This window comes from Kitasatospora sp. NPDC004289 (genome assembly GCF_053602875.1).
Map to the genome: position 1 here is coordinate 1 of NZ_JBSGEL010000023.1, position 21,807 is coordinate 21,807.

22 protein-coding genes are annotated in these 21,807 nt (G+C 75.0%); 9 read left to right on the forward strand and 13 right to left on the reverse strand.

All coding sequences use genetic code 11. The annotated features are described in order from the left end of the window. Together ACWEPF_RS17560 and ACWEPF_RS17565 are read left to right on the forward strand one after the other, a co-directional pair. A partial coding sequence (locus tag ACWEPF_RS17560) for a BTAD domain-containing putative transcriptional regulator (RefSeq protein WP_452173257.1) occupies positions 1-2,654 on the forward strand: 2,654 nt, incomplete at its 5' end. Positions 2,655-2,878: 224 nt separating this feature from the next. After that, the gene (locus ACWEPF_RS17565; RefSeq protein WP_452173258.1) at positions 2,879-3,079 is read left to right on the forward strand and encodes a hypothetical protein; all 201 of its coding nucleotides are present in this window, start codon (positions 2,879-2,881) and stop codon (positions 3,077-3,079) included. A gap of 7 nt (positions 3,080-3,086) precedes the next feature. Here the strand turns inward: ACWEPF_RS17565 and ACWEPF_RS17570 are convergent, their stop codons facing one another. Further along, positions 3,087-3,542 carry a MarR family transcriptional regulator gene (locus ACWEPF_RS17570; RefSeq protein WP_452173259.1) on the reverse strand — a complete coding sequence of 152 codons (456 nt, stop codon included), beginning with the start codon at positions 3,540-3,542 and terminating at the stop codon, positions 3,087-3,089. Further along, positions 3,539-4,027 (reverse strand): MarR family winged helix-turn-helix transcriptional regulator, encoded by a 489-nt coding sequence (locus ACWEPF_RS17575; RefSeq protein WP_452173260.1) that lies wholly within the window; start codon positions 4,025-4,027, stop codon positions 3,539-3,541. Before ACWEPF_RS17575 ends, ACWEPF_RS17570 begins: the two co-directional genes overlap by 4 nt. Positions 4,028-4,127: 100 nt before the next feature. On the opposite strand from ACWEPF_RS17575, the gene ACWEPF_RS17580 reads away from it, so the two are divergent. The 5 genes from ACWEPF_RS17580 (at position 4,128) to ACWEPF_RS17600 (ending at position 7,815) form a co-directional block, all read left to right on the forward strand. Next, positions 4,128-4,652 (forward strand): GNAT family N-acetyltransferase, encoded by a 525-nt coding sequence (locus ACWEPF_RS17580; protein ID WP_452173261.1) that lies wholly within the window; start codon positions 4,128-4,130, stop codon positions 4,650-4,652. After that, the gene (locus tag ACWEPF_RS17585; protein WP_452173262.1) at positions 4,652-5,443 is read left to right on the forward strand and encodes an MBL fold metallo-hydrolase; all 792 of its coding nucleotides are present in this window, start codon (positions 4,652-4,654) and stop codon (positions 5,441-5,443) included. The genes ACWEPF_RS17580 and ACWEPF_RS17585 overlap by 1 nt, the downstream gene beginning before the upstream one ends. Continuing rightward, positions 5,440-5,733 (forward strand): hypothetical protein, encoded by a 294-nt coding sequence (locus ACWEPF_RS17590; protein ID WP_452173263.1) that lies wholly within the window; start codon positions 5,440-5,442, stop codon positions 5,731-5,733. The genes ACWEPF_RS17585 and ACWEPF_RS17590 overlap by 4 nt, the downstream gene beginning before the upstream one ends. Continuing rightward, complete coding sequence (locus ACWEPF_RS17595) at positions 5,730-5,999, forward strand: hypothetical protein (protein ID WP_452173264.1); 270 nt, start codon at positions 5,730-5,732, stop codon at positions 5,997-5,999. Before ACWEPF_RS17590 ends, ACWEPF_RS17595 begins: the two co-directional genes overlap by 4 nt. Positions 6,000-6,177: 178 nt before the next feature. Then, positions 6,178-7,815, forward strand: a complete 1,638-nt coding sequence (locus tag ACWEPF_RS17600) for a hypothetical protein (protein ID WP_452173265.1) — start codon at positions 6,178-6,180, stop codon at positions 7,813-7,815. 7 nt (positions 7,816-7,822) lie between these two features. Here the strand turns inward: ACWEPF_RS17600 and ACWEPF_RS17605 are convergent, their stop codons facing one another. The 4 genes from ACWEPF_RS17605 to ACWEPF_RS17620 form a co-directional block, all read right to left on the reverse strand. After that, entirely contained in the window at positions 7,823-8,464 is a 642-nt protein-coding gene (locus tag ACWEPF_RS17605) for a dihydrofolate reductase family protein (RefSeq protein ID WP_452173266.1), read from the reverse strand. 190 nt (positions 8,465-8,654) lie between these two features. Further along, a complete protein-coding gene (gene fabG / locus ACWEPF_RS17610; RefSeq protein WP_452173267.1) occupies positions 8,655-9,413 on the reverse strand; it encodes a 3-oxoacyl-ACP reductase FabG in 759 nt (252 codons plus the stop codon). A gap of 16 nt (positions 9,414-9,429) precedes the next feature. Next, positions 9,430-10,617 (reverse strand): acetyl-CoA C-acyltransferase, encoded by a 1,188-nt coding sequence (locus ACWEPF_RS17615; RefSeq protein WP_452173268.1) that lies wholly within the window; start codon positions 10,615-10,617, stop codon positions 9,430-9,432. Positions 10,618-10,654: 37 nt separating this feature from the next. Continuing rightward, positions 10,655-11,803 (reverse strand): acyl-CoA dehydrogenase family protein, encoded by a 1,149-nt coding sequence (locus tag ACWEPF_RS17620; RefSeq protein WP_452173269.1) that lies wholly within the window; start codon positions 11,801-11,803, stop codon positions 10,655-10,657. 152 nt (positions 11,804-11,955) lie between these two features. Here ACWEPF_RS17620 and ACWEPF_RS17625 point away from each other — a divergent pair, with 152 nt between their 5' ends. After that, positions 11,956-12,609 carry a TetR/AcrR family transcriptional regulator gene (locus ACWEPF_RS17625; RefSeq protein ID WP_452173270.1) on the forward strand — a complete coding sequence of 218 codons (654 nt, stop codon included), beginning with the start codon at positions 11,956-11,958 and terminating at the stop codon, positions 12,607-12,609. A 1-nt stretch (position 12,610) separates the two neighbouring features. Here the strand turns inward: ACWEPF_RS17625 and ACWEPF_RS17630 are convergent, their stop codons facing one another. The 7 genes from ACWEPF_RS17630 to egtA form a co-directional block, all read right to left on the reverse strand. Next, on the reverse strand, positions 12,611-13,768 hold the full coding sequence (locus ACWEPF_RS17630) for an aminoglycoside phosphotransferase family protein (RefSeq protein WP_452173271.1): 1,158 nt from the start codon (positions 13,766-13,768) through the stop codon (positions 12,611-12,613). Positions 13,769-13,845: 77 nt separating this feature from the next. Then, positions 13,846-14,913, reverse strand: coding sequence for an RNA ligase (ATP) (locus ACWEPF_RS17635; protein WP_452173272.1), 1,068 nt, complete (start codon positions 14,911-14,913; stop codon positions 13,846-13,848). A 70-nt stretch (positions 14,914-14,983) separates the two neighbouring features. Further along, on the reverse strand, positions 14,984-16,120 hold the full coding sequence (locus ACWEPF_RS17640; protein ID WP_452173329.1) for a nitric oxide synthase oxygenase: 1,137 nt from the start codon (positions 16,118-16,120) through the stop codon (positions 14,984-14,986). Positions 16,121-16,323: 203 nt separating this feature from the next. Continuing rightward, the gene (egtD, locus tag ACWEPF_RS17645) at positions 16,324-17,298 is read right to left on the reverse strand and encodes an L-histidine N(alpha)-methyltransferase (protein WP_452173273.1); all 975 of its coding nucleotides are present in this window, start codon (positions 17,296-17,298) and stop codon (positions 16,324-16,326) included. Positions 17,299-17,354: 56 nt separating this feature from the next. After that, complete coding sequence (gene egtC / locus ACWEPF_RS17650; RefSeq protein ID WP_452173274.1) at positions 17,355-18,101, reverse strand: ergothioneine biosynthesis protein EgtC; 747 nt, start codon at positions 18,099-18,101, stop codon at positions 17,355-17,357. Beyond that, positions 18,101-19,450: an ergothioneine biosynthesis protein EgtB gene (gene egtB, locus ACWEPF_RS17655; protein WP_452173275.1), complete on the reverse strand. Its 1,350-nt coding sequence runs from the start codon at positions 19,448-19,450 to the stop codon at positions 18,101-18,103. Before egtB ends, egtC begins: the two co-directional genes overlap by 1 nt. Continuing rightward, complete coding sequence (gene egtA / locus ACWEPF_RS17660) at positions 19,444-20,808, reverse strand: ergothioneine biosynthesis glutamate--cysteine ligase EgtA (RefSeq protein WP_452173276.1); 1,365 nt, start codon at positions 20,806-20,808, stop codon at positions 19,444-19,446. Before egtA ends, egtB begins: the two co-directional genes overlap by 7 nt. A gap of 304 nt (positions 20,809-21,112) precedes the next feature. On the opposite strand from egtA, the gene ACWEPF_RS17665 reads away from it, so the two are divergent. Continuing rightward, positions 21,113-21,736, forward strand: coding sequence for a DinB family protein (locus ACWEPF_RS17665; RefSeq protein WP_452173277.1), 624 nt, complete (start codon positions 21,113-21,115; stop codon positions 21,734-21,736). The last annotated feature ends 71 nt before the right edge of the window (positions 21,737-21,807 follow it).

The following is a 21,807-nucleotide window of genomic DNA, read 5'->3' on the forward strand; positions in this document are numbered from 1 at the left end:
GCCGCCGCGGCGACCAGCAGCGCACCCGCCGCCCCCGGCACCGGATCGCCCTGCCCACCCCGGCCGCGCTCGCCTTCGAGTCCGAGCTGAAGGTCCGTCAGGACGACGAGGGCCTGGCCCTGCTGGACCGTGCCCTGCGCACCATGGGACGCAACACCGTGCGCGGCGGCAAGCGCCTGCCCGCGCTGGTCGCGGCCCGGGTCACCTCCGGCCGCACCGTCGAGCTCCACCTGGCCGCCCCGGCCGCGCCGATCGCCCCGTTCCGGGCCGCGCACGCGCCGAACGTCTGGTGGTGCCCGGAGGACTCCCACGAGCTGCTCTCCGTCTCCCAGGCCCGCAAGCACGCCGCCCCGTACCCGGCCCTGGTCACCCTCGGCACCGGGCCGGACGGCGCGGTGGTGCTCGCCGACCTGGAGACCGTCCGGCTGATGCACCTCTCCGGCCACCCGGACGACGCCCGCGACGTGCTGCGCACCCTGGCCGTCGAGCTGGCCCACAGCCCGCTCGCCGACCGGGTCAACCTCCACCTGGTCGGCCTGGCCGAGGACCTCCCGCTGACCGGCGCCGCCGCCGAGCGGGTGCACCGCCACGACAGCCTGGAGACCGCGCTCGCCGCCCTCGGCCCGCGCACCGCCCGGGCCCGCGCCACCCTGGTCGCCGCCGAGGTGAGCAGCCCCCGCGACGCCCGCAGCCGCGGCCAGGAGGACGAGTCCTGGGTGCCCGAGATCGTGCTCTCGGCCCAGCCGCCGAGCGGCAACCTGCCCGCCGAGCTGGGCCGGCTGCTCGACGGCACCCCGCGCACCTGCCTGGCCGTCGTCACCCGCGCGCCCGAGCGCGGCACCGGCCCGGTCGCCCGCTGGACCCTGCCCAGCACCGGCCTGGCCACCATCCCCGGCCTGCACCTGACCGTGGAGCTCCAGCGGCTGGCCCCCGAGCAGTACGGCCACGTCGGCGACCTGCTCCGCAGCGCCGCCGACACCAGCCAACTCCCGGCCCCCGACTGGACCTTCGACGGCGAGGAGCTGGAGCCGGCCGAACTCCCGGTGCCGGTGCTGGCCGCCGTGGGCGGGCCGGCCGCCGAGCAGACCTTCCTCGGCTCCAACCCCTTCGACTCCCCGGCCCCGCCCTCCCCGCTGCTGGACGGCCCCGCCTTCGCGGCCATGGCCTCCGCGCCCTCCCCGGCCGGGCCCGGAGAGGGCGCCGGCCCGGACCTGATCGCCCGTCTGATCGGTACCGGCAGCAGCCCGTTCGCGGGCACCAGCCCGGCGGCCACGCCGCGGCACTCCCTCAACGGAGCGGGCCTGACGCTGCGCAAGAACGGCACCTCGGCGGCGGGTTCGCCGGTGGCGGTTCCCTCAGCGCTCCCGTCGCTCCCCGCCCTTCCGGTGGCCCCGGTCACCCCGGTGCCCGCCGCTCCCACCCCCGAGCTCCCGGCCGCCGGCCGGTTCGCGGCCCCCGAGCCGCCCGCCGCCGTCGACCCGCTCACCGACCCGCTCACCGATCCGCTCACCGATCCTCTCCCCGCCGCGCTGCCCGCTGCGGACCCGTTCGCGGTCGCCGCGCCTCCCGCCGTCGAACTCCCGTCCGCCGCAGCGCCGTTCGGCGAGGCCGAGGCGCGGGCCGAGACCGAGCCGCTGCCCCGGGTGACCGACCAGCCCCTCACCGGCGAGTACCCCCTGGCCGCGCCCGTCCCGCCGGTGCCGACCGTCCCGCCCGTCCCGCCGGTGCCGGCCTACGAGCCGCCGCCGACCCATGAGGCCGCCCCGCCGGTGGCCGAGCACGCCCCGGCCCGGCCCACCCCGCCCCCGGCCTCCTACGTGCCCCCGGCCGGGTCCGCGCGCAGCGACAGCGACGACCTGCTGGCCATCCTGCGCTCGCCCGAGGCGCACAGCGTCCGGACCGCCCCCCGGATCCGCCTGCTCGGTCCGCCGGACCTGCTCGGCGCGAACGGCCCGGTGAACCCCGAGGGCCGCCCACGGCTGACCGAGCTGGCCGCCCTGCTGGCGCTGCGCCCGGGCGCGGACCTCTCCGCCCTGGACCACGCGCTGCACCCGGGCGCGGCCCACCTGGACCCGCACCCGACCACCGAGCAGTCCACCCCGCTTCCCGCCCGACTGGCCGAACTCGCCTCCTGGCTGGGCGAGTCGGCGGAGGGCCGGGCCTTCCTGCCGCTGGAGACCGGGGACGGTGTCGCCCTCGCCCCGACCGTCAGCTGCGACTGGGACGAGTTCCGCAGCCTCTACCGGCGCGGCATGCGCAGCACCAGCTCCACCGCCGACGCCGCCCTGGCCCACGCCCTCGCCCTGGTCCGGGGCGCCCCGTTCGCGGAGGCCCCGGGCAACAGCTACGGCTGGGCCGAGCCCGAGCGCCAGGACATGCTGGCCGCGATCGTGGACACCGCCCACGAACTCGCCGCCCGCCGCCTCCAGTACGGCGACCACCGCACCGCCGAGGCCGCCATCTTCCGCGGCCTGGCCGTCGCCCCGGAGGTCGAACTCCTGCACCGCGACCTCTTCTACGCCTACGCCTCGGCCGGCGCCCGCGACCAGCTGGTCCGCGCGGTCAACCGCCTGGACGCCCTCAGCCGCCGCACCGGCCGCGACCTCGACCCCGACACCGTGGCCCTGCTCCGCGACCTGCTCTCGGCCGCCTGACGCACCGTCCGCCCGGCACCGCCCCCGCCCGGGGGCGGTGCCGAGCCCGTTCCGGCCGGTGCGCTCCGGAAAACCGTTCCCTGCGGGCGGCCGCGGCGCGGCATCATGGGGCCATGGACACGCATGCGAGCGAGTGGGTACTCATGCCCGTCGAACCGCCGATCACCGGCGCCAAGGTGGGGCACTGGATCACGCATTGACTGCGTGACCGCGGCATCGACTGGATGCCCTTCGACGAGAAGGACATCCGCATCGACCTGATGCGGTGCCGCGACCCCGAAGGGCGGGTGTACTGCCACTCGCAGTTCTCCATCCGCGCCGACGCCCTGCGCCACCTCGGCCTCCACCCCGACCAGCCCACCTCCGCCGCCGCCGACCCCCCACCCCCCAAGTGGTGGGGCCCCTGGGATTCCTGGGGGCGCTGATGCTCCGTCAGTCCGCCTGCCGGGCCAGCTCGGCGTTGGCCCGGGCGGCGACCAGGGTGAGCACCCGGCCGGCCGCCGCCAGGTCTTCGGCCGGGATGCCGGCCCAGATCCGGGCGGAGTACGCGGCGCCCTCGGCGGCGGCGGTGTCGTAGAGCGTGCGCCCGGCGGGGGTGAGGTGGAGCAGGTCCTCGTCCGCCGGGTCCGGCGCCAGCAGTCCGGCGGTGGTCAACTCGTCGATCACGGCGGCGACTTCGGACGGGTCGGCCTTCAGTGAGCCGGTCACCTCGGCGGTGAGGTGCTCCCGGGTGACGCTGCCGCCGGCCACCACGGCCACCCGCAGGGTGACGTTCTGCTGGAAGGTGGTGCCGTGCCGCTCCAGCACGCCCTCCAGGACGGCGCGGGCGGCGTAGTGCGCGAGGGCGAGCGTGCGGGGGTCGGCGGCGGGGGCGAGGGTCTCGGTCATGACTGCTCCTTCTCGGCGTGCTCGGTCTGCGGTTCGAGGGGGACGTCCAGCAGCAGGGCCAGGTCGCGGGTGAACTCCCGTGCGCGCGGGCCGCTCTGGCCCCCGAGCGGCTCCAGCAGCTGCTCCAGCAGCTCCTGGACCACGGTGATCGCCCGCCCGGTCACCTCCCGGCCCTGGTCGGTGAGGGTCAGCCGGAAGGCCCGGGGGTCGGCCGGATCCCTGGTCCGGCCCAGCAGCCCGGCGTCCTCCAGGGCGCGGGCCAGTTTGGAGACGTAGAGCGCCTCCATCCCGGTGTGGTCGGCGAGTTGACGCTGGTTCGGCTGCCGGCCCTCCCGGTCCATCCCGTACAGGGAGGCCATCACCGAGTACTGGGCGTGCGTCAGCCCCAGCGGCGCGACCGCCCGGTCCACGGCGGTGCGCCACTTCATCGACAGGCGCCAGACCAGGAATCCGGCGGTGGCCTTCTCGTGCGCTGCTGAACTCATGCTGGATACCGTACATGGCTACTATGTCCATGGCTACTGTTTCGCCGGGGAGGGCTAATCCGTTTGCCCGGGGCTCCGCCGGGGCGGTAGAACGCCGAACATGTTGCAAGGAGAGCGGATCGGCCTGCGGGCCCGGATCGAGTCCGACGTGCCGGTGCTGCACGAGGAGCTGTACAACGACGTGATCACCCGGTCGAAGGCGGACACCCGGCCGTGGCAGCCGACTCCGGTGGCCAACTCGGTGTTCTCGGTGGGGGAGTCCTCGGACGGTCACGCGCCCTTCACCGTGGTCGAGCTGGCGAGCGGTGAGGTGCTCGGCGAGGCCATCGTCTGGGGGATCGACCCGCACAACCGGCTCGCCCACCTCGGCCTCGCCGTGCTGCCCGCCCACCGGGGCAAGGGCTACGGCGCCGAGGCGGTCGGGGTGATGTGCCACTACGGCTTCCGGATCCGGGGCTTCCAGCGGCTTCAGGTGGAGACGCTGGCCGACAACCACGGGATGATCGCCGCCGCCGAGCGCAACGGCTTCGTCCGCGAGGGCCTGCTGCGCCGCAACGCCTGGGTGGACGGCGGCTTCCACGACGAGCTGGTCCTCGGCCTGCTCGCCGACGAGTGGCGCCCCTGATGCCGCACCCGGCGGTGGTCCGCGCCGGGGTCGAGGTCGTCCCGCTCTGCGACGCGGTCGGCCCGATGGGCCATCAGATCGCCCGCCCGCTGGACGAACTCTTCGGCGGCCCCGACCACCCGGTCTGGCGGCGGGCGGACCGTGCCGAGCCCTGGACCCTGCACTTCCACAGCTACCTGCTGCGCACCCCCGGCGGCCGCACCGTCCTGGTCGACACCGGCCTGGGCGGCGAGGACTCCCCGGCCGCGAGCTGGGCACCCGTCCCCGGGCGGCTGACCGCCGAACTCGCCGCCGCCGGCACCCGGCCCGAGGAGGTGGACACGGTGGTCCTCACCCACCTGCACAGCGACCACGCCGGCGGCAGCCTGGCCGCCGACGGCACCACCCCGGCCTTCCCGAACGCGCGCTACCTGGTCCAGCGGCGGGAGTTGGACTGGCTGCGCGCCACCGGCTCCCCGATGCTGGCCGCCGTGGTCGACCCGCTGCTCGCGGCCGGCTGCCTGGACGCCGCCGACGGCGGCCTGCGGCTGACCCCCGAGCTGACCGTGCTGCCCACCCCGGGGCACACCCCCGGCCACCAGAGCCTCGCGGTGGGGGAGCGGCAGCTGGTGGTCGCCGGTGATGTGGTGCTCCACCCCGTCCAGCTCGCCGACCCCACCGCCGGCTACCTCTACGACGAGGATCAGCCCGCCGCCACCGCCACCCGTACCCGCCTGCTGGCCGAACTGGCCGCCGCCGAGGGTCTGTTGGCCACCGCTCACTTCGCCGACCCGTTCAGCGGGGTCCGATGAGCCGGGAGGTGTACGAGCTCTGGCACCTGCGCCACCTCGCGGTGGAGGCCGATGGCACGGTGATCCACCGCGACCCGGACGGCTACGTCCACCAGGACGAGGACGAGTGGCGGCTGCTCGGCATCTACTCCTCCGAGGCCGCCGCCGAGGCGCGGATCGCGCAGGCCCGGCTGCTGCCCGGTTTCCGGGACGAGCCGGACTGCTTCGAGGTGATCCCCGCCGACGTCGACCACGACACCTGGACCGACGGGTACTTCACCTACCACCACCGCCCCGGGGAGGACACGTGACGGACGCCCCCACGCTCTACCTGCTGGTGCACCGGCACCACTTCGTCCCGCCGGAGCACGAACCCTTCGAGGACGGCGAGCCGCTGTTCTGGTCCGACTCCGACGAGGACTGCAAGACCCTCGGGCTCTACAGCACCCGGGAGGCGGCCGAGCGGCGGATCGAGCGGGCCCGCCCGCTGCCCGGATTCCGGGACAGCCCCGACGGGTTCGAGATCCACCCGTACGTCCTGGACGAGCACCGCTGGACCGGTGGCCACCGAGCCTGACGGAGCGCTGACCCACCGTCAGGGGCGCTCGGCGCGTCCGGGCCGGTCGAGCGTCCGTTCGGCCGGGGAGTCCCTCCTGGCTGAGCCGGGCGCGGGCACCGTAAGGTGGCGAGGACGTGGTGGCGGGCACCACGGCGTTGCGTCGCGCGCGGGCGGCGGTTGGGGGCGGTGACCTGCGGTGGCGGACCTGACGGCGGGCGGGCTTTGGCCGGGCGGAGCGGCTGCGCAGGCCGAGGGCTTCTCGACCGGCTGGACCGGCACCATGCCGGCCGTGAAGGCCACGGGGCCCGGCCCTGCCGGTACGTCCGGTCCCTCCGGCCCCGGTGGGCCCGCGGTCGCGACGGCCCCGAAGCCGGTGGTGCAGACGGTCGGTGACGGCGCCCGCGGCCGCATCCTGGTGATCGAGGGCGGCTACGGCACCGCCGGCCGGCGCTCCTGGGGCCGCGGCGCCGGCTCCCAGACCCAGGTGCTCTCCACCATGCTGGCCGCCGTCGCCCCGCAGACCCTGCTCGCCGCCGAATCCGTGGACGCCATCCACCTCCCCGGCGCCACCGACCCGCAGAGCGTGCTGGCCCACCTGCGCGCCGCCGCCCTGCACCCCGGCCCGCTCCTCCTCCACCTCGGCGGCCACCTGGTCACCGACCGCCGGGGCGAGCACCTCTACCTGACGCTCCGTGACTCCAAGCCCGCCACCGTCCGCCAGGACGGCCTGCCCTGGCAGGCCCTGGCCGCCGAGCTCCAGCACCGGGGCGACCTGCCCACCCTGGTGATCGCCGACCTCAGCGCGGACCAGGCCGCCTGGCCGCTGGTGCAGAGCGCCATCTCCCCGCTGGCCGACGGCATCCCGCTGTGGGCCGTGGTCAGCCCGGACCCGGAGCAGATCGGCACCTTCTCCCGGGCCCTGATCGAGGTGCTCCACCGCGGCCGCCCCGGTGGCCCGGCCCTGCTGCCGCCCGAGCACCTGCGCGAGCAGGTCCACTCGGTGGTCCGGCACGACTCGATCATCCTGCACTCGCACCCCACCGAGCGGCCCTTCTTCCGCAACACCTCCCGCCAGATCGGCGAGGCCGTCCCCACCTTCCAGGACCTGCCGCGCCCGGCGGCGGTCCTCCCCAAGCCGCCCACCCGCAGCCCGAAGGCCCGGCCGGCCGCCGCGCCGCGGGTGCTGCTCGCCAAGGCACTCACCGGCGAGGGCGTCTCCCTCCTCAAGCCGGGCGTCCCGCCGACCCCGCGCCGGGTCGGACCGCCGGTCTCGCTGCGCAAGGGCGGCCCGCTGACGGACCCCCAGGCCGGGGCCGCCCCGGCCGCCGACCGCCCCGTGGTCTCGCTCCACAAGCCGGCCGCCCCCGCCGCTCCCGCTACCCCCGCTCCCGCCTCCGCCCCCACCGCGGACTACCGGGAGGCGATCGGCCGGATCGTCCGGAGCGCCGAGGCGGGCGAGCACGAGACCGCCGCCGAGCTGGCCCTCGACCTGGAGCGCACCACCCTCGCCCTGCACGGCCCGAACGCCCCCGAGAGCCTCCAGCTCCGCCAGGTCCGGGCCCACATCGCCCGCCTGGCCGGCCGCCCCGCCGAGGCCGCCGAGCTCTACCGCGAGGTCGCCGTGGTCCTGCTGCGCGAGCGCGGCCCCGAGGACCCCGAGACCCAGCAGATCGCCACCAACGCCGAGGCCTGCTGGCGTGCCGTCACCGACCGCGCCGAGGCGATCCGGATGGCCCCCGAGATCATCGAGCTCCGCGCCCACCTCCCGGGCCCCGAGGGCCGCAAGCTCCGAGCCGCCGAACGCTACCTGAAGCAGCTCGCGGCCGCGGGCTGACCCCGGCTCAGTCGGACAGCCCGCGGTCCGGGGCGCTCATGTCACCGGTCCGCGGGACGCCCTCGGCCAGGCCGTAACGGAGCAGCACGGTGCCCTGCGGGCCGGTGGCCGGGGGTTCGAGGAGGGTGAGGTTGCTCGGGACGGTGCCGTCGCCGAAGACCTTCTTGCCGACGCCGAGGACGATCGGGTGCACCCAGAGGTCGAGCCGGTCGAACAGCCTCTCCCGCAGCAGGCTCTGGACGAGATCCAGGCTCCCGACCACCTTGATGTGCTCGTGCCGCTCCCGCACCTCCCGCACGGCGGCGGCCAGGTCCGGGCCGAGCTGCACGGAGCCGGCCCAGGGCAGGTCCGGCGTGCCGCGGGAGGCGACGTACTTCGGGACGCGGTTGAAGAGGGTGGCGATCGCGTCGTCCTGGCCGCCGCTCTCCTGGTGCGGCCAGTACCCGGCGAAGATGTCGTACGTCCGCCGCCCGAGCAGCAGCGCGTCGGTGTCCCGGTAGGCGGCCATGATCTGAGCCCCGGTCACCTCGTCCAGCAGCGGCGCCTGCCAGCCTCCGAACGGGAACCCGACCGGATCCTCCTCCGGCCCGCCGGGCGCCTGCCCGACCAGGTCGAGCGTCGCGAACATCTCGATCTCAATGAGGCCCATGCATCCACGATAGGACCGGGGCGAGGTCGGGGGCGCGGCGGAACGTGATGCCGGGGGCGCGGGGAACTGCGCGCGGGGGGACGGCAGCACCGGCAACTGGCTGATGTGCCCTCAGTTGCCGGTGGGCCGCCTTCCGATTCGCGCAGTTCCCCGCGCCCCTGGGGCCTTCGGCCCCGAGGCGCTGCCGTGCCTACCGGGCGCCGCCGTTGACGTAGAGGGTCTGGCCGCTGACGTACGCGGCGTCCTCGCTGGCGAGGAAGGCGACCACCGAGGCGACCTCCTCGGGGAGGCCGACCCGCCGCAGGGGGGTGCGCTCGGCGGCCAGGGCCTGGTGCTCCTCGGCGGTGGCGCCGACGCGTTCGGCGGTGGCGGCGGTCATGGAGGTGGCGATGTAGCCGGGGGCGACGGCGTTGACGTTGACGTTGAAGGGGCCGAGCTCGATGGCCAGGGTGGCGGTGAGGCCCTGGATGCCGGCCTTGGCGGCGGCGTAGTTTGCCTGGCCGCGGTTGCCGAGGGCGGAGCGCGAGCTCAGCGAGACGATCTTGCCGTACTTCTGCCTGCACATGTACGACTGCGCCACGTGGCTGCAGTTGTAGGCGCTGGTCAGGTTGACGGTGAGGACGGCGTCCCAGTCGCTCTTCGGCATCTTGAAGAAGAGGTTGTCCCGGGTGATCCCGGCGTTGTTGACCAGGATGTGGAGGGCCCCCAGCTCCTCGACCACGGTGGCGAAGACGCGCTCCACCGCGTCGTAGTCGGCCACGTCGCAGCCGTAGGCGCGGGCGGTGCCCCCCTTGGCGGTGATGGCGTCCACGGTGCCCTGGGCCCGCTCGGCGGTGAGGTCGAGGACGGCGACGGTCGCGCCCTCCTCGGCCAGCCGGAGGGCGGTGGCGGCGCCGATGCCCTGGGCCGCACCGGTGACGACGGCGATCTTCCCTGCGAAACGACTCATGATCCCTGACTCTCCCTCAGACCTTCTCGACCAGAACGGCACTGCCCTGCCCGACCCCGACGCACATGGTGGCCAGCCCTCGCCGGCCGCCGGTGCGCCGCATCCGGTGCAGCAGCGTGGTGAGGATGCGCGCGCCCGAGCTGCCGAGCGGGTGGCCGAGCGCGATGGCCCCGCCGGTGGGGTTGACCAGCTCCGGGTCGATGCCCAGCTCCCGGACGCTGGCGAGCGCCTGGGCGGCGAACGCCTCGTTGAACTCGGCCTCCTGGAGGTCCTCCAGCCGCCAGCCGGTGCGGGCCAGCACCTTGCGGGTGGCGGGGACGGGGCCGATGCCCATCACGTCGGGGTGGACCCCGGCGGAGGCGCCGGCCACGTAGCGGCCGAGCGGCTCCAGGCCGAGGTCGTTCAGGGCCTCCTCGCTGACCAGGATCAGACCGGAGGCGCCGTCGTTCATCGGCGAGGCGTTGCCCGCGGTGACGGTGCCGCCGGCCCGGAAGACGGGCTTGAGGGCGGCGAGGCGCTCCAGGGTGGTGTCCTCGCGGATCGACTCGTCCTGGCTGACCGTCACGCCGTCGGCGCGCAGCACCGGCAGCAGTTCGGCGTCGAAGAGGCCGTCCTTGCGGGCGGCGGCGGCCCGCTGGTGGCTGCGCAGGGCGAAGGCGTCCTGGTCCTCGCGGGTGACGCCGAACCGGCTCGCCACCTCCTCGGCGGTCTCGCCCATGCTCAGCACGCCGTGCAGCTCGCGCATCCTCGGGTTGGTGAGCCGCCAGCCGAGCCGGGTGTCGAAGGTCTCCATCTTGTGCGGGAGGGCCTCGTCGGGGCGGGGCAGCACGAAGGGGGCGCGGCTCATCGACTCGCAGCCGCCGGCCAGCACCACCTCGGCCTCGCCGGAGCCGATGGCCCGGGCGGCGGAGGTGACGGCCTCCATGCCGGAGGCGCAGAGCCGGTTGACGGTGGCACCCGGGACGGTGTCGGGCAGGCCGGCCAGCAGGACGGCCATCCGGGCGTTGTTGCGGTTGTCCTCGCCGGCCTGGTTGGCGGCGCCCCAGTAGACGTCGTCGATCCGGGCGGGGTCCAACTGCGGTACCTCGTCGAGCAGTCCGCGCAGCACCAGGGCCGAGAGGTCGTCCGGCCGGACGGTGGAGAGCGCGCCGCGCAGCCGCCCGATCGGGGTGCGGCGGGCGGCGGCGAAGTAGACGGGACGCACGGTGGGGCTCCTCAACTACTCAGGGGGGTAGGGGATTTCAGAAGGCGTTGACCCCGGTGAGGGCGCGCCCGATGAGCAACTTCTGGATCTGGCTGGTGCCCTCGTAGAGGGTCATCACCCGGGCGTCGCGCAGGTACTTGCCGACCGGGTACTCGTCGATGAAGCCGTAGCCGCCGAACACCTGGAGGGCGTTGTTGGCGGCCTTGACGGCGGCTTCACTGGCGAAGAGCTTGGCGGTGGAGGACTCGGTGGCGAACGGCAGACCCCGGTCGATCAGGTCGGCCACCCGCCAGGTGAGCAGCCGGGCCGCCTCCAGTTCCACCGAGATGTCGGCCAGCATCTCCTGCACCAACTGGTAGGAGGCGATGGGCTTTCCGAACTGCTCGCGCTCGGTGGCGTAGCGGACGGCGGCGTCCAGGCAGGCCCGGGCGATCCCGACGCAGCCCGCCGCCACCGACATCCGGCCCTTGGCCAGGGCGACCATCGCGACGGTGAAGCCCTTGCCCTCGGGGCCGAGCCGGGCCGAGTCCGGCACCCGGACGGAGTCGAAGGTCAGCTCGGCGGTGGCCTGGCCGCGCAGGCCCAACTTGCCGTGGATCTCCCGGCGTTCGAAGCCCGGGGTGTCGGTGGGCACCAGGAAGGCGGTGATGCCCCGGTGGCCGGCCTCGCCGGTGCGGGCGAAGACCAGGGCGACGTCGGCCCAGGTCCCGTTGGTGATGAAGGTCTTGGCCCCGCTGATCAGCCAGTGGCCGCCGTCCCGGACCGCCTTGGTGCTCAGGTTGGCGGCGTCGGACCCGGTGCCGGGCTCGGTGAGGGCGAAGCAGGCCAGCGCCTCGCCGGAGCAGAGCCGGGGCAGCCAGTGGCGCTTCTGCTCCTCGGTGCCGAAGCCGCTGACCGACTTGGCGACCAGGCCGAGCGAGACCGAGACGATCCCGCGCACCGAGGAGTCGCCCCGGCCGAGTTCCTCCAGCACCAGGCAGTACGCCAGGTGGTCTCCGCCGCTGCCGCCGTACTCCTCGGGGATGGTCAGGCCGAGGAACCCGACCTTGCCCAGCTTGCCGATGACCGCCCGGTCGACCGACTCGGCGCGGTCCCAGTCGGCGGCGTGCGGGACGATCTCGCGGTCGGTGAACTCGGCGGCGAGCTCGCGGACGGCGGCCTGCTCCTCGGAGAGCTCCAGGTTCATGGCGGTCCTCGGCGTCGGTCGGCTACGGGAGGTCGGGGCGGTGGTCAAAACTAGCGGTGCAAGTTTTAATCGACTGTAGCCCGGCCCCGCAAGGGTGGGAAGACCCCGCCTGGAAGACTGGAGCCACCGCCACCCGACCGGAGGAAGCAGCCATGGCCCGCCCGCGCACCCCCCTGCTCAGCCGCGAGCGGATCGTCGCGGCCGCGCTCGCCCTGGTCGACGCCGAGGGGCTGTCCGCGCTCTCCACCCGGCGGCTGGCCACCGAGCTCTCGGTCAGCGGTCCGTCGCTCTACAACCACTTCGCCACCAAGGACGAACTGCTGGACGCGGTGGTGGACGGCGTGATGGGCGAAGTCGACCTGTCGATGTTCCGGCCGTCCGGCGACGGCGGCCCCGCCGACTGGCGCACGGCGCTGCGCGACTGGGCCCGCTCCTACCGGGCGGCACTGGCCGCCCACCCCAACGTGGTGCCGGTGCTGGCCCAGGGCCCCGGACGGCGGCCGAACGCGCTGCGGCTGGCCGACGCCGTCTTCGGCTGCCTGGTCGAGGCCGGGTGGCCGCGCGGTCAGGCCACCCGGATCGGCGCGCTGATGCGGTACTTCATCACCGGCTCGGCGCTCGGCTCCTTCGCGGGCGGCTTCCCGGAGGACGCCGCCCTCTACGGCGAGGAGTACCCCCACCTCGGCGAGGCGCACAAGCTGGCCGAGCACCGCCGCCGGATCGACGAGGGCGCCTTCGAGACCGGCCTGGAGGCGCTGCTCGACGGCCTGGAGCTGCGCTACGCCCGGACCGTCGAGAGGAGTTGAGTCAGCGGGCGGCGATCGCCGCGCGGACCTCGGACTCCGGGTCGCCGGCGTGGTAGACCCGCTCGGTGGCCTCGATGCCGTCCAGGAACTCCTGGTAGCGCACGGCGTAGCCGAGGTGGACCAGCGGTTCGGCCAGCTCCAGGGCGCGGGCCGGGTCGGAGCCCGGGGCGTGCGCGGTCCAGGCCTCGGTCCACAGGCGGCGGACGGTCTCCCAGCGCTCCTCGCTCAGGAAGTCGCGCGGGCGCAGGCCGTCCACGGCAGGGTGGCCGAGGTAGCTGTCGGAGAAGTCGATGAGGGTGGTGTGCGCGCCGTCGAACCGCCAGTTGCCCGGGTGGAAATCACCGTGCACCAGCGTCTCGGGCAGCCCGCAGTCCGCCAACTCGGCCACGATCGTGGGGAGTTCGACCAGCAGTCGGTCGGCGGCGGCGCGCTCCTCGGGCGTCAGGCCGGTGAGCCGGGGCAGCAGCGCGGCGAAGGCGGCCACCAGGGCGCGCGGGGTGCGGTCCGGCAGATCGTCGACCTTGCCGGCGAGGGCGGCCTGGGCCGCGACCAGCCGGGGCACCGCCGCCAGCATGCCGTCCTCCGGCAGGCCCCAGCAGTCCACCCCGGGGGCGTCCGCGAGCAGCAGCCGTCCCGGCTCGGCGGCCAGCACCACCGGCACCGACTCCGGTGCCACCGAGGCGAGGTGACTGATCACCAGGGACTCGTCCACCGCGAACGGGGGAGTGGTCTTCAGCCAGGCGGAGCCCTCGCCGACCGGCAGCCGGTACAGCCCGGAGAGGTTCCAGCTCTTCACCTGGGCGGCCGGCCCGCTCGCTCCGGCCCGCTCGGCCGCCCAGGCCAGCGCGGCCTGCAGCCCGTCCGGAGTGGCCCAGAGGGCGCGCAGCGGGTCCTCGCCGACCTCCAGTACGGTCGGCTCCAGCCCGGCCGCCGGCCGCGCCAGCGCCTCGACGTGGTAGGCGACGTCACCCCCGACCCCGCCGGTGCCGCCGTGCGCGAGCAGGCGCAGCACCAGCACCGGCACGCCGAGCAGCCGCTCGGCGGCCTCGGCCACCTGGCCGGTCTGCTGCCAGCGGGGGTGGGCCACCGGGAACGGCCCCGCCTGCCCGAGGACCTCGCCCTGGTACGTCACCAACACCGTCACGCTGCGCTCTGTCACGCGCGGCAGTCTGACGGGAGATGATCATCGGGGCAAGTGATTTTCGGGCCGACGGGGCCTGGACGGTGCGGGGCCGGTCACTCGTACTCGGTGCCGCCCTTGCGGGTCAGGTAGGCGCCGCTGACCACCTTGGCGACGGCCCGCCCGCCGGTCACCGGGCTGTAGCGCTCGACCACCGGCCGGATCACCACGCCCTCGCGGATGTGCAGCGCACGGCCGGAGACGGTCTCCCGGCCCTCCGCCAGCTCCAGCACCGTCCCGGTGTCGAACGGGCCGCGCCACAGCTCGGGCACCAACGGCAGCTCCTTCTCCAGGAGTTCGGCCGGGTCCAGCCAGTGCAGCTGACCGTCGATCACCGCGGAGACGGCGAAGACCGCGTACCCGGGCAGCTCGGTGCGGCCGGACTCGCCGTAGCCGAGGTCCTGCACGCCGGTGCCGAACACCTCGCCGAAGACGCCGACCCGGGAGGCCCCGAGCCGCTCGGCCAGCCGGGCGGCCACCTCCGGCACGCCGTGCGCCCTGACGGTGCGCCAGTAGAGGTTGGCCCCGTCCTCCTTGAGGGCCAGCCCCTGGGCGCCGATGCCCTTGGAGGAGACCTGGACGGCGCCGGAGTCGGCGTGCAGGGTGAGCAGGCAGCAGGTGCCGTGCAGCTTCTCGGTGACCACCACCGGCTCACCCGGCTCGAAGAGGTCGGGGAAGCGCTTGAGGTTCTCGATGTCCACCCAGGGCAGCAGCTCCGGCGCGGACTCCACCTCGCCGCTCATGCCGACCGGGATCGGCGGCACCCACTTGGTGATGCCCAGGAGCTCGGACAGGTCCGCCCCCTCCGCCTCGGCCCGCACCAGCTCGGCCGCGGAGACCGCCGCCGGGCGGCAGACGATGCCCTGGGAGAGCTCGCCGCGCAGCCGTACCGCCTTGACCCGGTCGTGGTTGCCCCCGGCCAGGCGCCCGGTCAGGCCGAGCTCCTCGATCAGGGCGGCGGGCAGCACGGCCTGCTCCGGGATGTAGACGGCCAGGTCACCGGTCCGGTACGCGCCCTTGGCGACGACCGCGCGGTAGAGGCCGACCTGGGCCAGCTCCAGCGCGTCGGCGTTCGGATGGGTCAGGACGGTCAGCCGCTCGACCGTCACGCGCAATGTCGACATGTCGGTACCTCCCCCGTTGATGTGGACTGCGTCCACTCTGACCGGAGTCGCATGCCGGGCGCGATCGGTTTTATGACGGCGCGTCGGGCGGGCGGGGCAGGAAGGCCGGCCGCAGGTCCGGGTCCACCGGGTCGTAGTAGCGGTGGTACACCGGGGTCAGCCCGCCGGAGACCGGGGGGACGATCCAGCTCCAGTCCGCCGGGGTCGGACGGCCCAGCCGCTCCTCCTGGGCGATGTGCCGGAGGAAGCGCTCCGACTCGGTGTGGTGGTCGGCGATGGTGACGCCCGCCTCCTGGAAGGAGTGCAGCACCGCGACGTTCAGCTCCACCAGCGCACGGTCCCGCCAGAGCGTCCGCTCGGAGGAGGTGTCCAGGCCCAGGCGCCGTGCCACCTCCGGGAGTTGGTGGTAACGGTCGGCGTCGGCCAGGTTGCGGGCGCCGATCTCGGTGCCCATGTACCAGCCGTTGAACGGGGCCGCCGGGTAGCGGATGCCGCCGATCTCCAGCGTCATGTCGCTGATCGCCGGGACGGCGTACCAGCGCAGGCCCAGCTCGGCGAACCAGGCGTGCTCGGGGTGGCTGAGCTCCACCTCCAGCACCGCGTCCTCGGGCACCTCGTACCAGTGCGGCTCCTCCTCCGGGCGCCGGCGGACCATCAGCGGCAGCACCTCGAACCGCTCCTCGCCGCCCTTCCAGCCCGACTCCCGGGCCAGCGCGGTCAGTTCGGCCCCGGCCGGGTCGCCGACCAGGGCGCCCTCCGGGGTGGTGCGGCCGGCGTAGCGGACCAGCTGCTGGTTGACGATCCGCGGCCCGGGACGGCCCGGCCGGTCCGGGGCGAAGACGGTGATCACCGGACGGATCCGCCCGCCGTTGGTGGCCGCCCGCAGGTGGTCGAAGCACTCGGAGGCCAGCTCGTCGGGGGAGTCGACCCCCCGCCGGTCGCGGACCACCAGGCTGCGCCAGTAGAGCCGCCCGATGCAGCGGGCCGCGTTGCGCCAGGCCAGCCGGGCCCCGAAGGCCAGCTCCTCGGCCGTGTGCTCGTAGGTGCCGGTCCGCTCGATCTCGGCGAGCACCTGACGGACCCTCGGCGCCGGGTCGCCGCCGCCGGGCCGCTCCCGGTGGAACTGCCGGACGAAGTCCACCGCCTGCCCGGCGAGCGGATCCGTCGCCGGGTCCTCGGCGGCCGGTGGCGGCGGAGCGGACCCCACCGCCACCGCACCGGAGTACGGACAGCCCGGAGCCGTCGCGACGACGGCGGACCTGCGGGTACGAAGCCGACTGAAGATCAAGGACACCTACCTCCCACGGCCATGGAAGCCCAGGTGCCGGACCGGCCGGACGGAGTGCGGCAATCCCGCCCGGCCGGTGTGATGACCCGCTAAAGTGCGCGCGCGGAGCCGGTCGTGACCGCTCAGTCCCGCGGGAAGGAGAGCGAGAGCCCGAACCGGCCGGCCTCGTCGGTCCACCACTGCGAGAGCTCCAGGCCGGCCGCCGCCAGCTCGGCCTCGATGCCCTCGCGGCGGAACTTCGCCGACACCTCGGTGCGCAGCTCCTCGCCGCGCTCGAACCGCACCGCCAGCCCGAGCCCGCCGATCGTCACGGTCTGCGCGATCCGCGAGCGCAGCCGCATCTCGATCCACTCCTCGCGCTCGTCCCAGAGCGCCACGTGCTCGAACAGGGTCGGGTCGAAGTCGGCGTCCAGCTCCCGGTTGACCACCTGCAGCACGTTCTTGTTGAAGGCGGCCGTCACCCCGGCCGCGTCGTCGTAGGCGCGGACCAGCACCTCGCGGTCCTTCACCAGATCGGTGCCGAGCAGCAGCGCGTCGCCCGGCGCCATCGCCTCCCGGAGCCGCTTCAGGAAGACCGCCCGCTCGGCCGGCAGGAAGTTGCCCAGCGTGCCACCGAGGAAGACCACCAGCCGGGGGCCGCCGCCGGGCGGTAGGCCGAGCTGCTCGGTGAAGTCGGAGACCACCGCGTGGGTGGTGAGCTCCGGGTAGTCCACGGTCAGCGACTCGGCCGCCGCGGTGAGCGCGCTCTCGCTGACGTCCACCGGCACGTAGGTGCGCAGGGTGCCGAGCTCGCGCAGCGCGTCCAGCAGCAGGCGGGTCTTCTCCGAGGCGCCCGAGCCGAGTTCGACGAGGGTACGGGCGCCCGTGGCGAGCGCGATCTCGGCGGAGCGGTCGGTCAGGATCTCCCGCTCGGCCCGGGTCGGGTAGTACTCGGGCAGCCGGGTGATGTCCTCGAACAGCTCGCTGCCGCGCGCGTCGTAGAACCACTTCGGCGGCAGCGTCTTCGGACTGGCCGTCAGACCGTGGCGCACGTCGTGGCGTAGCGCGTGGCTGAAGTGGTCGGCGGCGAGCAGGCGGGTCAGCTGGTGGGTCTTCACGGCTGTACTCCTTCGTGCAGCGGGTCGTACATCAGGCAAGTCGGTTCGCGGGTGCATCAGTTGGTGCGGTCGAGGGGGAGGACGGTGACGCCCTCGGCGGTGGCCAGCAGCAGGGAGCGGTCCGGCACCCGCCGCCACCCCGGAGCGTCGTCGCCGGGTTCGGAGGCGACCAGCACCGAACCGGGCCCCGAGCGGTGGTGCAGGTCGTCGCCCCAGGCGGTGGCGGCGAGCGAACTGCCGTCGGTGAGCAGCAGGTTGAGCCGGGCGTCGGTGTGCTTGGCCACCTCGCGGACGGTGTCCGCGAGCGCCTCGCCCAGCTCGGCGCCGGCCCGTAGCCGGTTCAGCGCCAGGGCCCAGACCAGGGCCGAGTCGGTGCGCGCGGTGAGCGAGAGCAGCTCGGCCGGGGGCAGCTGCGCGGCCAGCCCGCCGAGCCGCTCCGGCCAGCCGGGCAGCACCCCGTTGTGGGCGAACAGCCAGGGCCCGGCGGCGAACGGCGCCGCCGCCTGCCCCCCGGCCGCGCAGCCGTGGGTGGCCGAGCGGACGGCGGCGAGCACAGCTCCGGACCGGACCACCCGGGCCAGGTCGGCGAAGCCCTCGTCGGCCCAGACCGGCCCGGCCCGCCGGTAGCGGGCCGGCACCGGGTCGCCCTCGGCGTACCAGCCGATGCCGAAGCCGTCCACGTTCATCGTCCCGTGCTGCTGCAGCCGGGGTGCCCAGGACTGGCGGTAGAGCCCGGACGGCGGGTCCACCACCAGCTCCCGCAGCGCCACCGGCGGCCCCAGGTAGGCCAGTTGGCGGCACATCAGCCCTGCTCCGCGTCCCGGGCGGTGCGGAAGCCGGAGAAGATCTGCCGCCGGATCGGGTAGTCCCAGTTCCGGAAGGTGCCCCGGCTGGCCACCGGCGCGGCCGCGAAGCAGCCGCCGCGCAGCACCTTGTACTCGGGGCCGAAGAAGACCTCCGAGTACTCCTCGTACGGCCAGGCCCGGAAGCCCGGGTACGGCCGGAAGTCGCTGGCGGTCCACTCCCACACGTCGCCCATCAACTGCCGGACCCCGTACGGGGACTGGCCGGCCGGGTAGCTGCCGGCCGGGGCGGGCCGCAGGTGGCGCTGGCCCAGGTTGGCCAGCTCGGCGGTCGGCTCCTGGTCGCCCCAGGGGTAGCGGCGGGAGCGCCCGGTGACCGGGTCGAAACGGGCCGCCTTCTCCCACTCGGCCTCGGTCGGCAGCCGCCGCCCGGCCCAGCGCGCGTAGGCGTCCGCCTCGTACCAACTGACGTGCAGGACCGGCTCGTCGGCCGGCACCGGCTCGGTGACGCCGAAGCGGCGGCGCAGCCACTCGCCACCCTCGCGGCGCCAGAACAGCGGGGCGGTCAGCCCGGCCTGCTGCCGGTGCGCCCAGCCCGCCTCGGTCCACCAGCGCGGGTCGTCGTAGCCGCCGTCGGCGATGAAGCGCTGGTAGGCGCCGTTGGTCACCGGGGTGGTGTCCAGCCGGTACGCGGCCAACTCGACCCGGTGGGCCGGGCGTTCGTTGTCCAGCGCCCAGGGCTCGGTGTCGGTGCCCATGGTGAACGGACCGGCCGGGATCAGCACCTCGGCCGGCAGCGGGCCGGTCCGGGTGTCCGGCGGCTCGGGGGCGGTGAGCGCGACCGGGCCCCGGCGGAGCTGATGGGTGATCAGCATGGTCTCGTCGTGCTGCTGCTCGTGCTGGACGATCATGCCGAAGGCGAAGCCGTCCCGCAGCAGCGGCGAGGGCCCGTCCAGCGGGGTGGCGGCCAGCAGGTCGAGCGCCCGGCCACGGACCTCGTGGGCGTAGGCGCGGGCCTCGGCGGGCGGCAGCAGCGGCAGCTTGGGGCGCTCGGCGCGTGGGTGCTCGAAGGCGTCGTAGAGCGGGTCGATCTCGGGGTGCATCGGGTCCCGGCCGCCGACGTTGCGCAGCAGCCAGAGCTCCTCCTGGTTGCCGATGTGCGCCAGGTCCCAGACCAGCGGCGACATCAGCGCGGAGTGCTGGGCCGTCAGGTCGTGGTCCTCCAGCGCGGTCAGCCCGGCGGTGCGCTCGCGGGCGGCGAGCAGCTCGGCGGCGATCCGCTCCCGCAGCGCCTCGGCGCCGGTCTCGCGGGTCTGTTCCAAGGACTGGTCCAGGGCTTCGTTCAGCATGCTGCTGCCTCCAGGGCGAGCGGGAGCGCGCCGGAGCGCACGGCGTCGAGTTGGTCGTCGGCGGGGCACCGGCCGCGGGCGGGGTAGCGCTCGGCGAAGTCGGACAGCGCGGTGCGCAGCCGGGCCGCCGGGGCGCCGCGCCGGGCCAGTGCCTGGTCGGCCAGCGCGAAGCAGGCCAGTGCGGCCCGGCGCAGCTGCGGATCGGCCATCGCCAGCGTGGCCGCGCGGTGCCAGAGTTCGGTGCGCGGGGGGTGCCGGTCGCGGTAGGACGGAGTGGCCAGCGGCTCCAGTGCGTCGAGGCAGGCGTCGGAGGCGGCCGGGTCGTCCAGCAGCGCGGAGACCAGGGCGAGCGGTGCCTGCCAGCCCTCGCCGGGCTGGGCGTCGATCATCCGCAGCTCCAGGTGGCCGCGCGGGCGGACCGGCGGGAAGAGCGTGGTGCGGTGGTACTCCAGGTCGGCCAGGGTGGGCGGGCGTTCGCCCTCGCCGCGGAGCCAGCCGCGGAAGGTGAGGCCGGGTGGGGCGGTCCACGGCAGGCCGTCCGGGCGGCGCACGCAGAGCACCTCGGCGTCCAGCACGTACTCGGCCCAGCGCTCGCGCGGGTCGCCGTCCAGGGCGGGGGCCAGGGTGCGGGTCGGGTCCATCCGGGACCAGACCAGCTGACGGGTCGACCGGTGGCCGGTCGGGCGGCCGTCCAGCAGCGGGGAGTTGGCGAAGGCGGCGACCAGGACGGGGCCCAGCAGGTGGAGCAGCCGCCAGCGGCTGCCGTGGGAGAGAGGTCCGTCCTCGGTGCCGGCGTCCACGCAGACCTGGGCGGAGGCGGTGCCGGTCATCATCACCCGGCCCCAGGGGTTGGCCCGCTCGAAGTGGCACTCCATGGCCAGGTAGCGGGGGTGGTCCAGCCCCATCCGGCGCTCGCGCTCCAGCGGATCGGTGCCGCTGCCGGTCAGCCGCAGTCCGTGGGCGGCGAGGGTGGTGCGGAGGGCGGCCTGGTCGGCCAGCAGGAGATCGGCGCAGCCCTCGGGGGTGGCGGCGGGCGGGGAGCTGAGCTCGACCTGCCCGCCCGGCTCACGGGTGAGGACGCTGCCGGAGGGGAGCTGCGGACCGTCCGGCCCCTGGTGGACCGGCAGGGCGCCCAGCGCCTCCGCGAGTCTGGAGGGGGCCACCGGTGCGGCGGGGGCGAGGGTGTCGTGGACGAACCACTCGGCCTCCACCCCGACCAGTCCGGGAGGGCCGATCTTGAAACATATGCCGCTCAGATGGCTCAGCGCGGCGGACTCGCTGAGCGGCAACGGGGTCTCGACGGCCTGCCGGTCGGGCGCCGACTGGACGGCGGTCAGGCCGGGGCGAAGCGGGGTCACCGGGATCACGTCTCCTTGGGTCGTGCCGCACCGGGTGGGTGCCCGGGCGGGCTCCGGCCGGTCCGGCCGGGCCACGGGCGGCGGGCCGACGGCGCGGCGCCCACGCCGCCCGGGCGTGGAGCTCCTGCCCAGTCTGCTACGGAACTCCTGTTCGCGCCGTGGATTCGACCCGCTGTTCCGCTCATCGTCACTTCGACCTGGGCACTTCCGGCCGGAGCGGAACGAACGCGCCGGCGCCCGCCCGGATCCGGCCAATCGGAAAACCAGGAGCCCGGCCACGGCCACCGGCGGCAGACTGGCCCGCATGAGCGAAACGGATGCCGCGGAGACCACCAAGGCCGACCTCCACCTGTACCTCCAGGACGCCCGCGAGGCCCTGCTCTGGAAGGTCGACGGCCTCTCCGAGTACGACCTGCGCCGCCCGGTCACCCGCACCGGCACCAACCTGCTCGGCCTGGTCAAGCACGTCTGCGCCGCCGAGGCCGCCTACTTCGGCGAGACCTTCGGCCGCCCCGTCGAGGCCCCCGGCCTCTGGGTCGCCGACGCGGCCGAGCCCAACGCCGACCTCTGGGCCCGGGCCGACGAGAGCCGCGCCGAGATCCTGGACGCGTACGCCGCGGTCCGCGCGCACGCCGACGGGACGATCCGGCTGCTCGGCCTGGAGGCCGTCGGCCGGGTGCCCTGGGGCCGGCGGAGCGAGCTGACGCTGCGCCGGGCCCTGGTGCACATGACGGCCGAACTGCACCGGCACGTCGGCCAGGCCGACATCATCCGCGAGCTGATCGACGGCTCGGTGGGCCTGCGGCCGGACGGGGACGTGATGGCCCCCGGCGACGAGGACTGGTGGCGGGCCCACCACGACCGGGTCGAGGCGGCGGCCCGCGAGGCCGCCCACCGGGCGGGGGAGCGGAATCCGGCCACGACCTGACGGATCCTCGACGGACGGGCCGCGGCGGAGGTACCGGGCGTCCATGCTGGGAAGATTCGCGGCCGACCCGA

Excerpts from the sequence above, each read along its gene's own strand:
- ACWEPF_RS17565 (WP_452173258.1), top strand. The coding sequence starts at position 2,879 with ATGCCCTTCGACGAGAAGGACATCCGCATCGACCTGATGCGGTGCCGC.
- ACWEPF_RS17570 (WP_452173259.1), bottom strand. The coding sequence starts at position 3,542 with ATGACCGAGACCCTCGCCCCCGCCGCCGACCCCCGCACGCTCGCCCTC.
- ACWEPF_RS17575 (WP_452173260.1), bottom strand. The coding sequence starts at position 4,027 with ATGAGTTCAGCAGCGCACGAGAAGGCCACCGCCGGATTCCTGGTCTGG.
- ACWEPF_RS17580 (WP_452173261.1), top strand. The coding sequence starts at position 4,128 with ATGTTGCAAGGAGAGCGGATCGGCCTGCGGGCCCGGATCGAGTCCGAC.
- ACWEPF_RS17585 (WP_452173262.1), top strand. The coding sequence starts at position 4,652 with ATGCCGCACCCGGCGGTGGTCCGCGCCGGGGTCGAGGTCGTCCCGCTC.
- ACWEPF_RS17590 (WP_452173263.1), top strand. The coding sequence starts at position 5,440 with ATGAGCCGGGAGGTGTACGAGCTCTGGCACCTGCGCCACCTCGCGGTG.
- ACWEPF_RS17605 (WP_452173266.1), bottom strand. The coding sequence starts at position 8,464 with ATGGGCCTCATTGAGATCGAGATGTTCGCGACGCTCGACCTGGTCGGG.
- fabG (WP_452173267.1), bottom strand. The coding sequence starts at position 9,413 with ATGAGTCGTTTCGCAGGGAAGATCGCCGTCGTCACCGGTGCGGCCCAG.
- ACWEPF_RS17620 (WP_452173269.1), bottom strand. The coding sequence starts at position 11,803 with ATGAACCTGGAGCTCTCCGAGGAGCAGGCCGCCGTCCGCGAGCTCGCC.
- ACWEPF_RS17625 (WP_452173270.1), top strand. The coding sequence starts at position 11,956 with ATGGCCCGCCCGCGCACCCCCCTGCTCAGCCGCGAGCGGATCGTCGCG.
- ACWEPF_RS17635 (WP_452173272.1), bottom strand. The coding sequence starts at position 14,913 with ATGTCGACATTGCGCGTGACGGTCGAGCGGCTGACCGTCCTGACCCAT.
- egtC (WP_452173274.1), bottom strand. The coding sequence starts at position 18,101 with ATGTGCCGCCAACTGGCCTACCTGGGGCCGCCGGTGGCGCTGCGGGAG.
- egtB (WP_452173275.1), bottom strand. The coding sequence starts at position 19,450 with ATGCTGAACGAAGCCCTGGACCAGTCCTTGGAACAGACCCGCGAGACC.
- ACWEPF_RS17665 (WP_452173277.1), top strand. The coding sequence starts at position 21,113 with ATGAGCGAAACGGATGCCGCGGAGACCACCAAGGCCGACCTCCACCTG.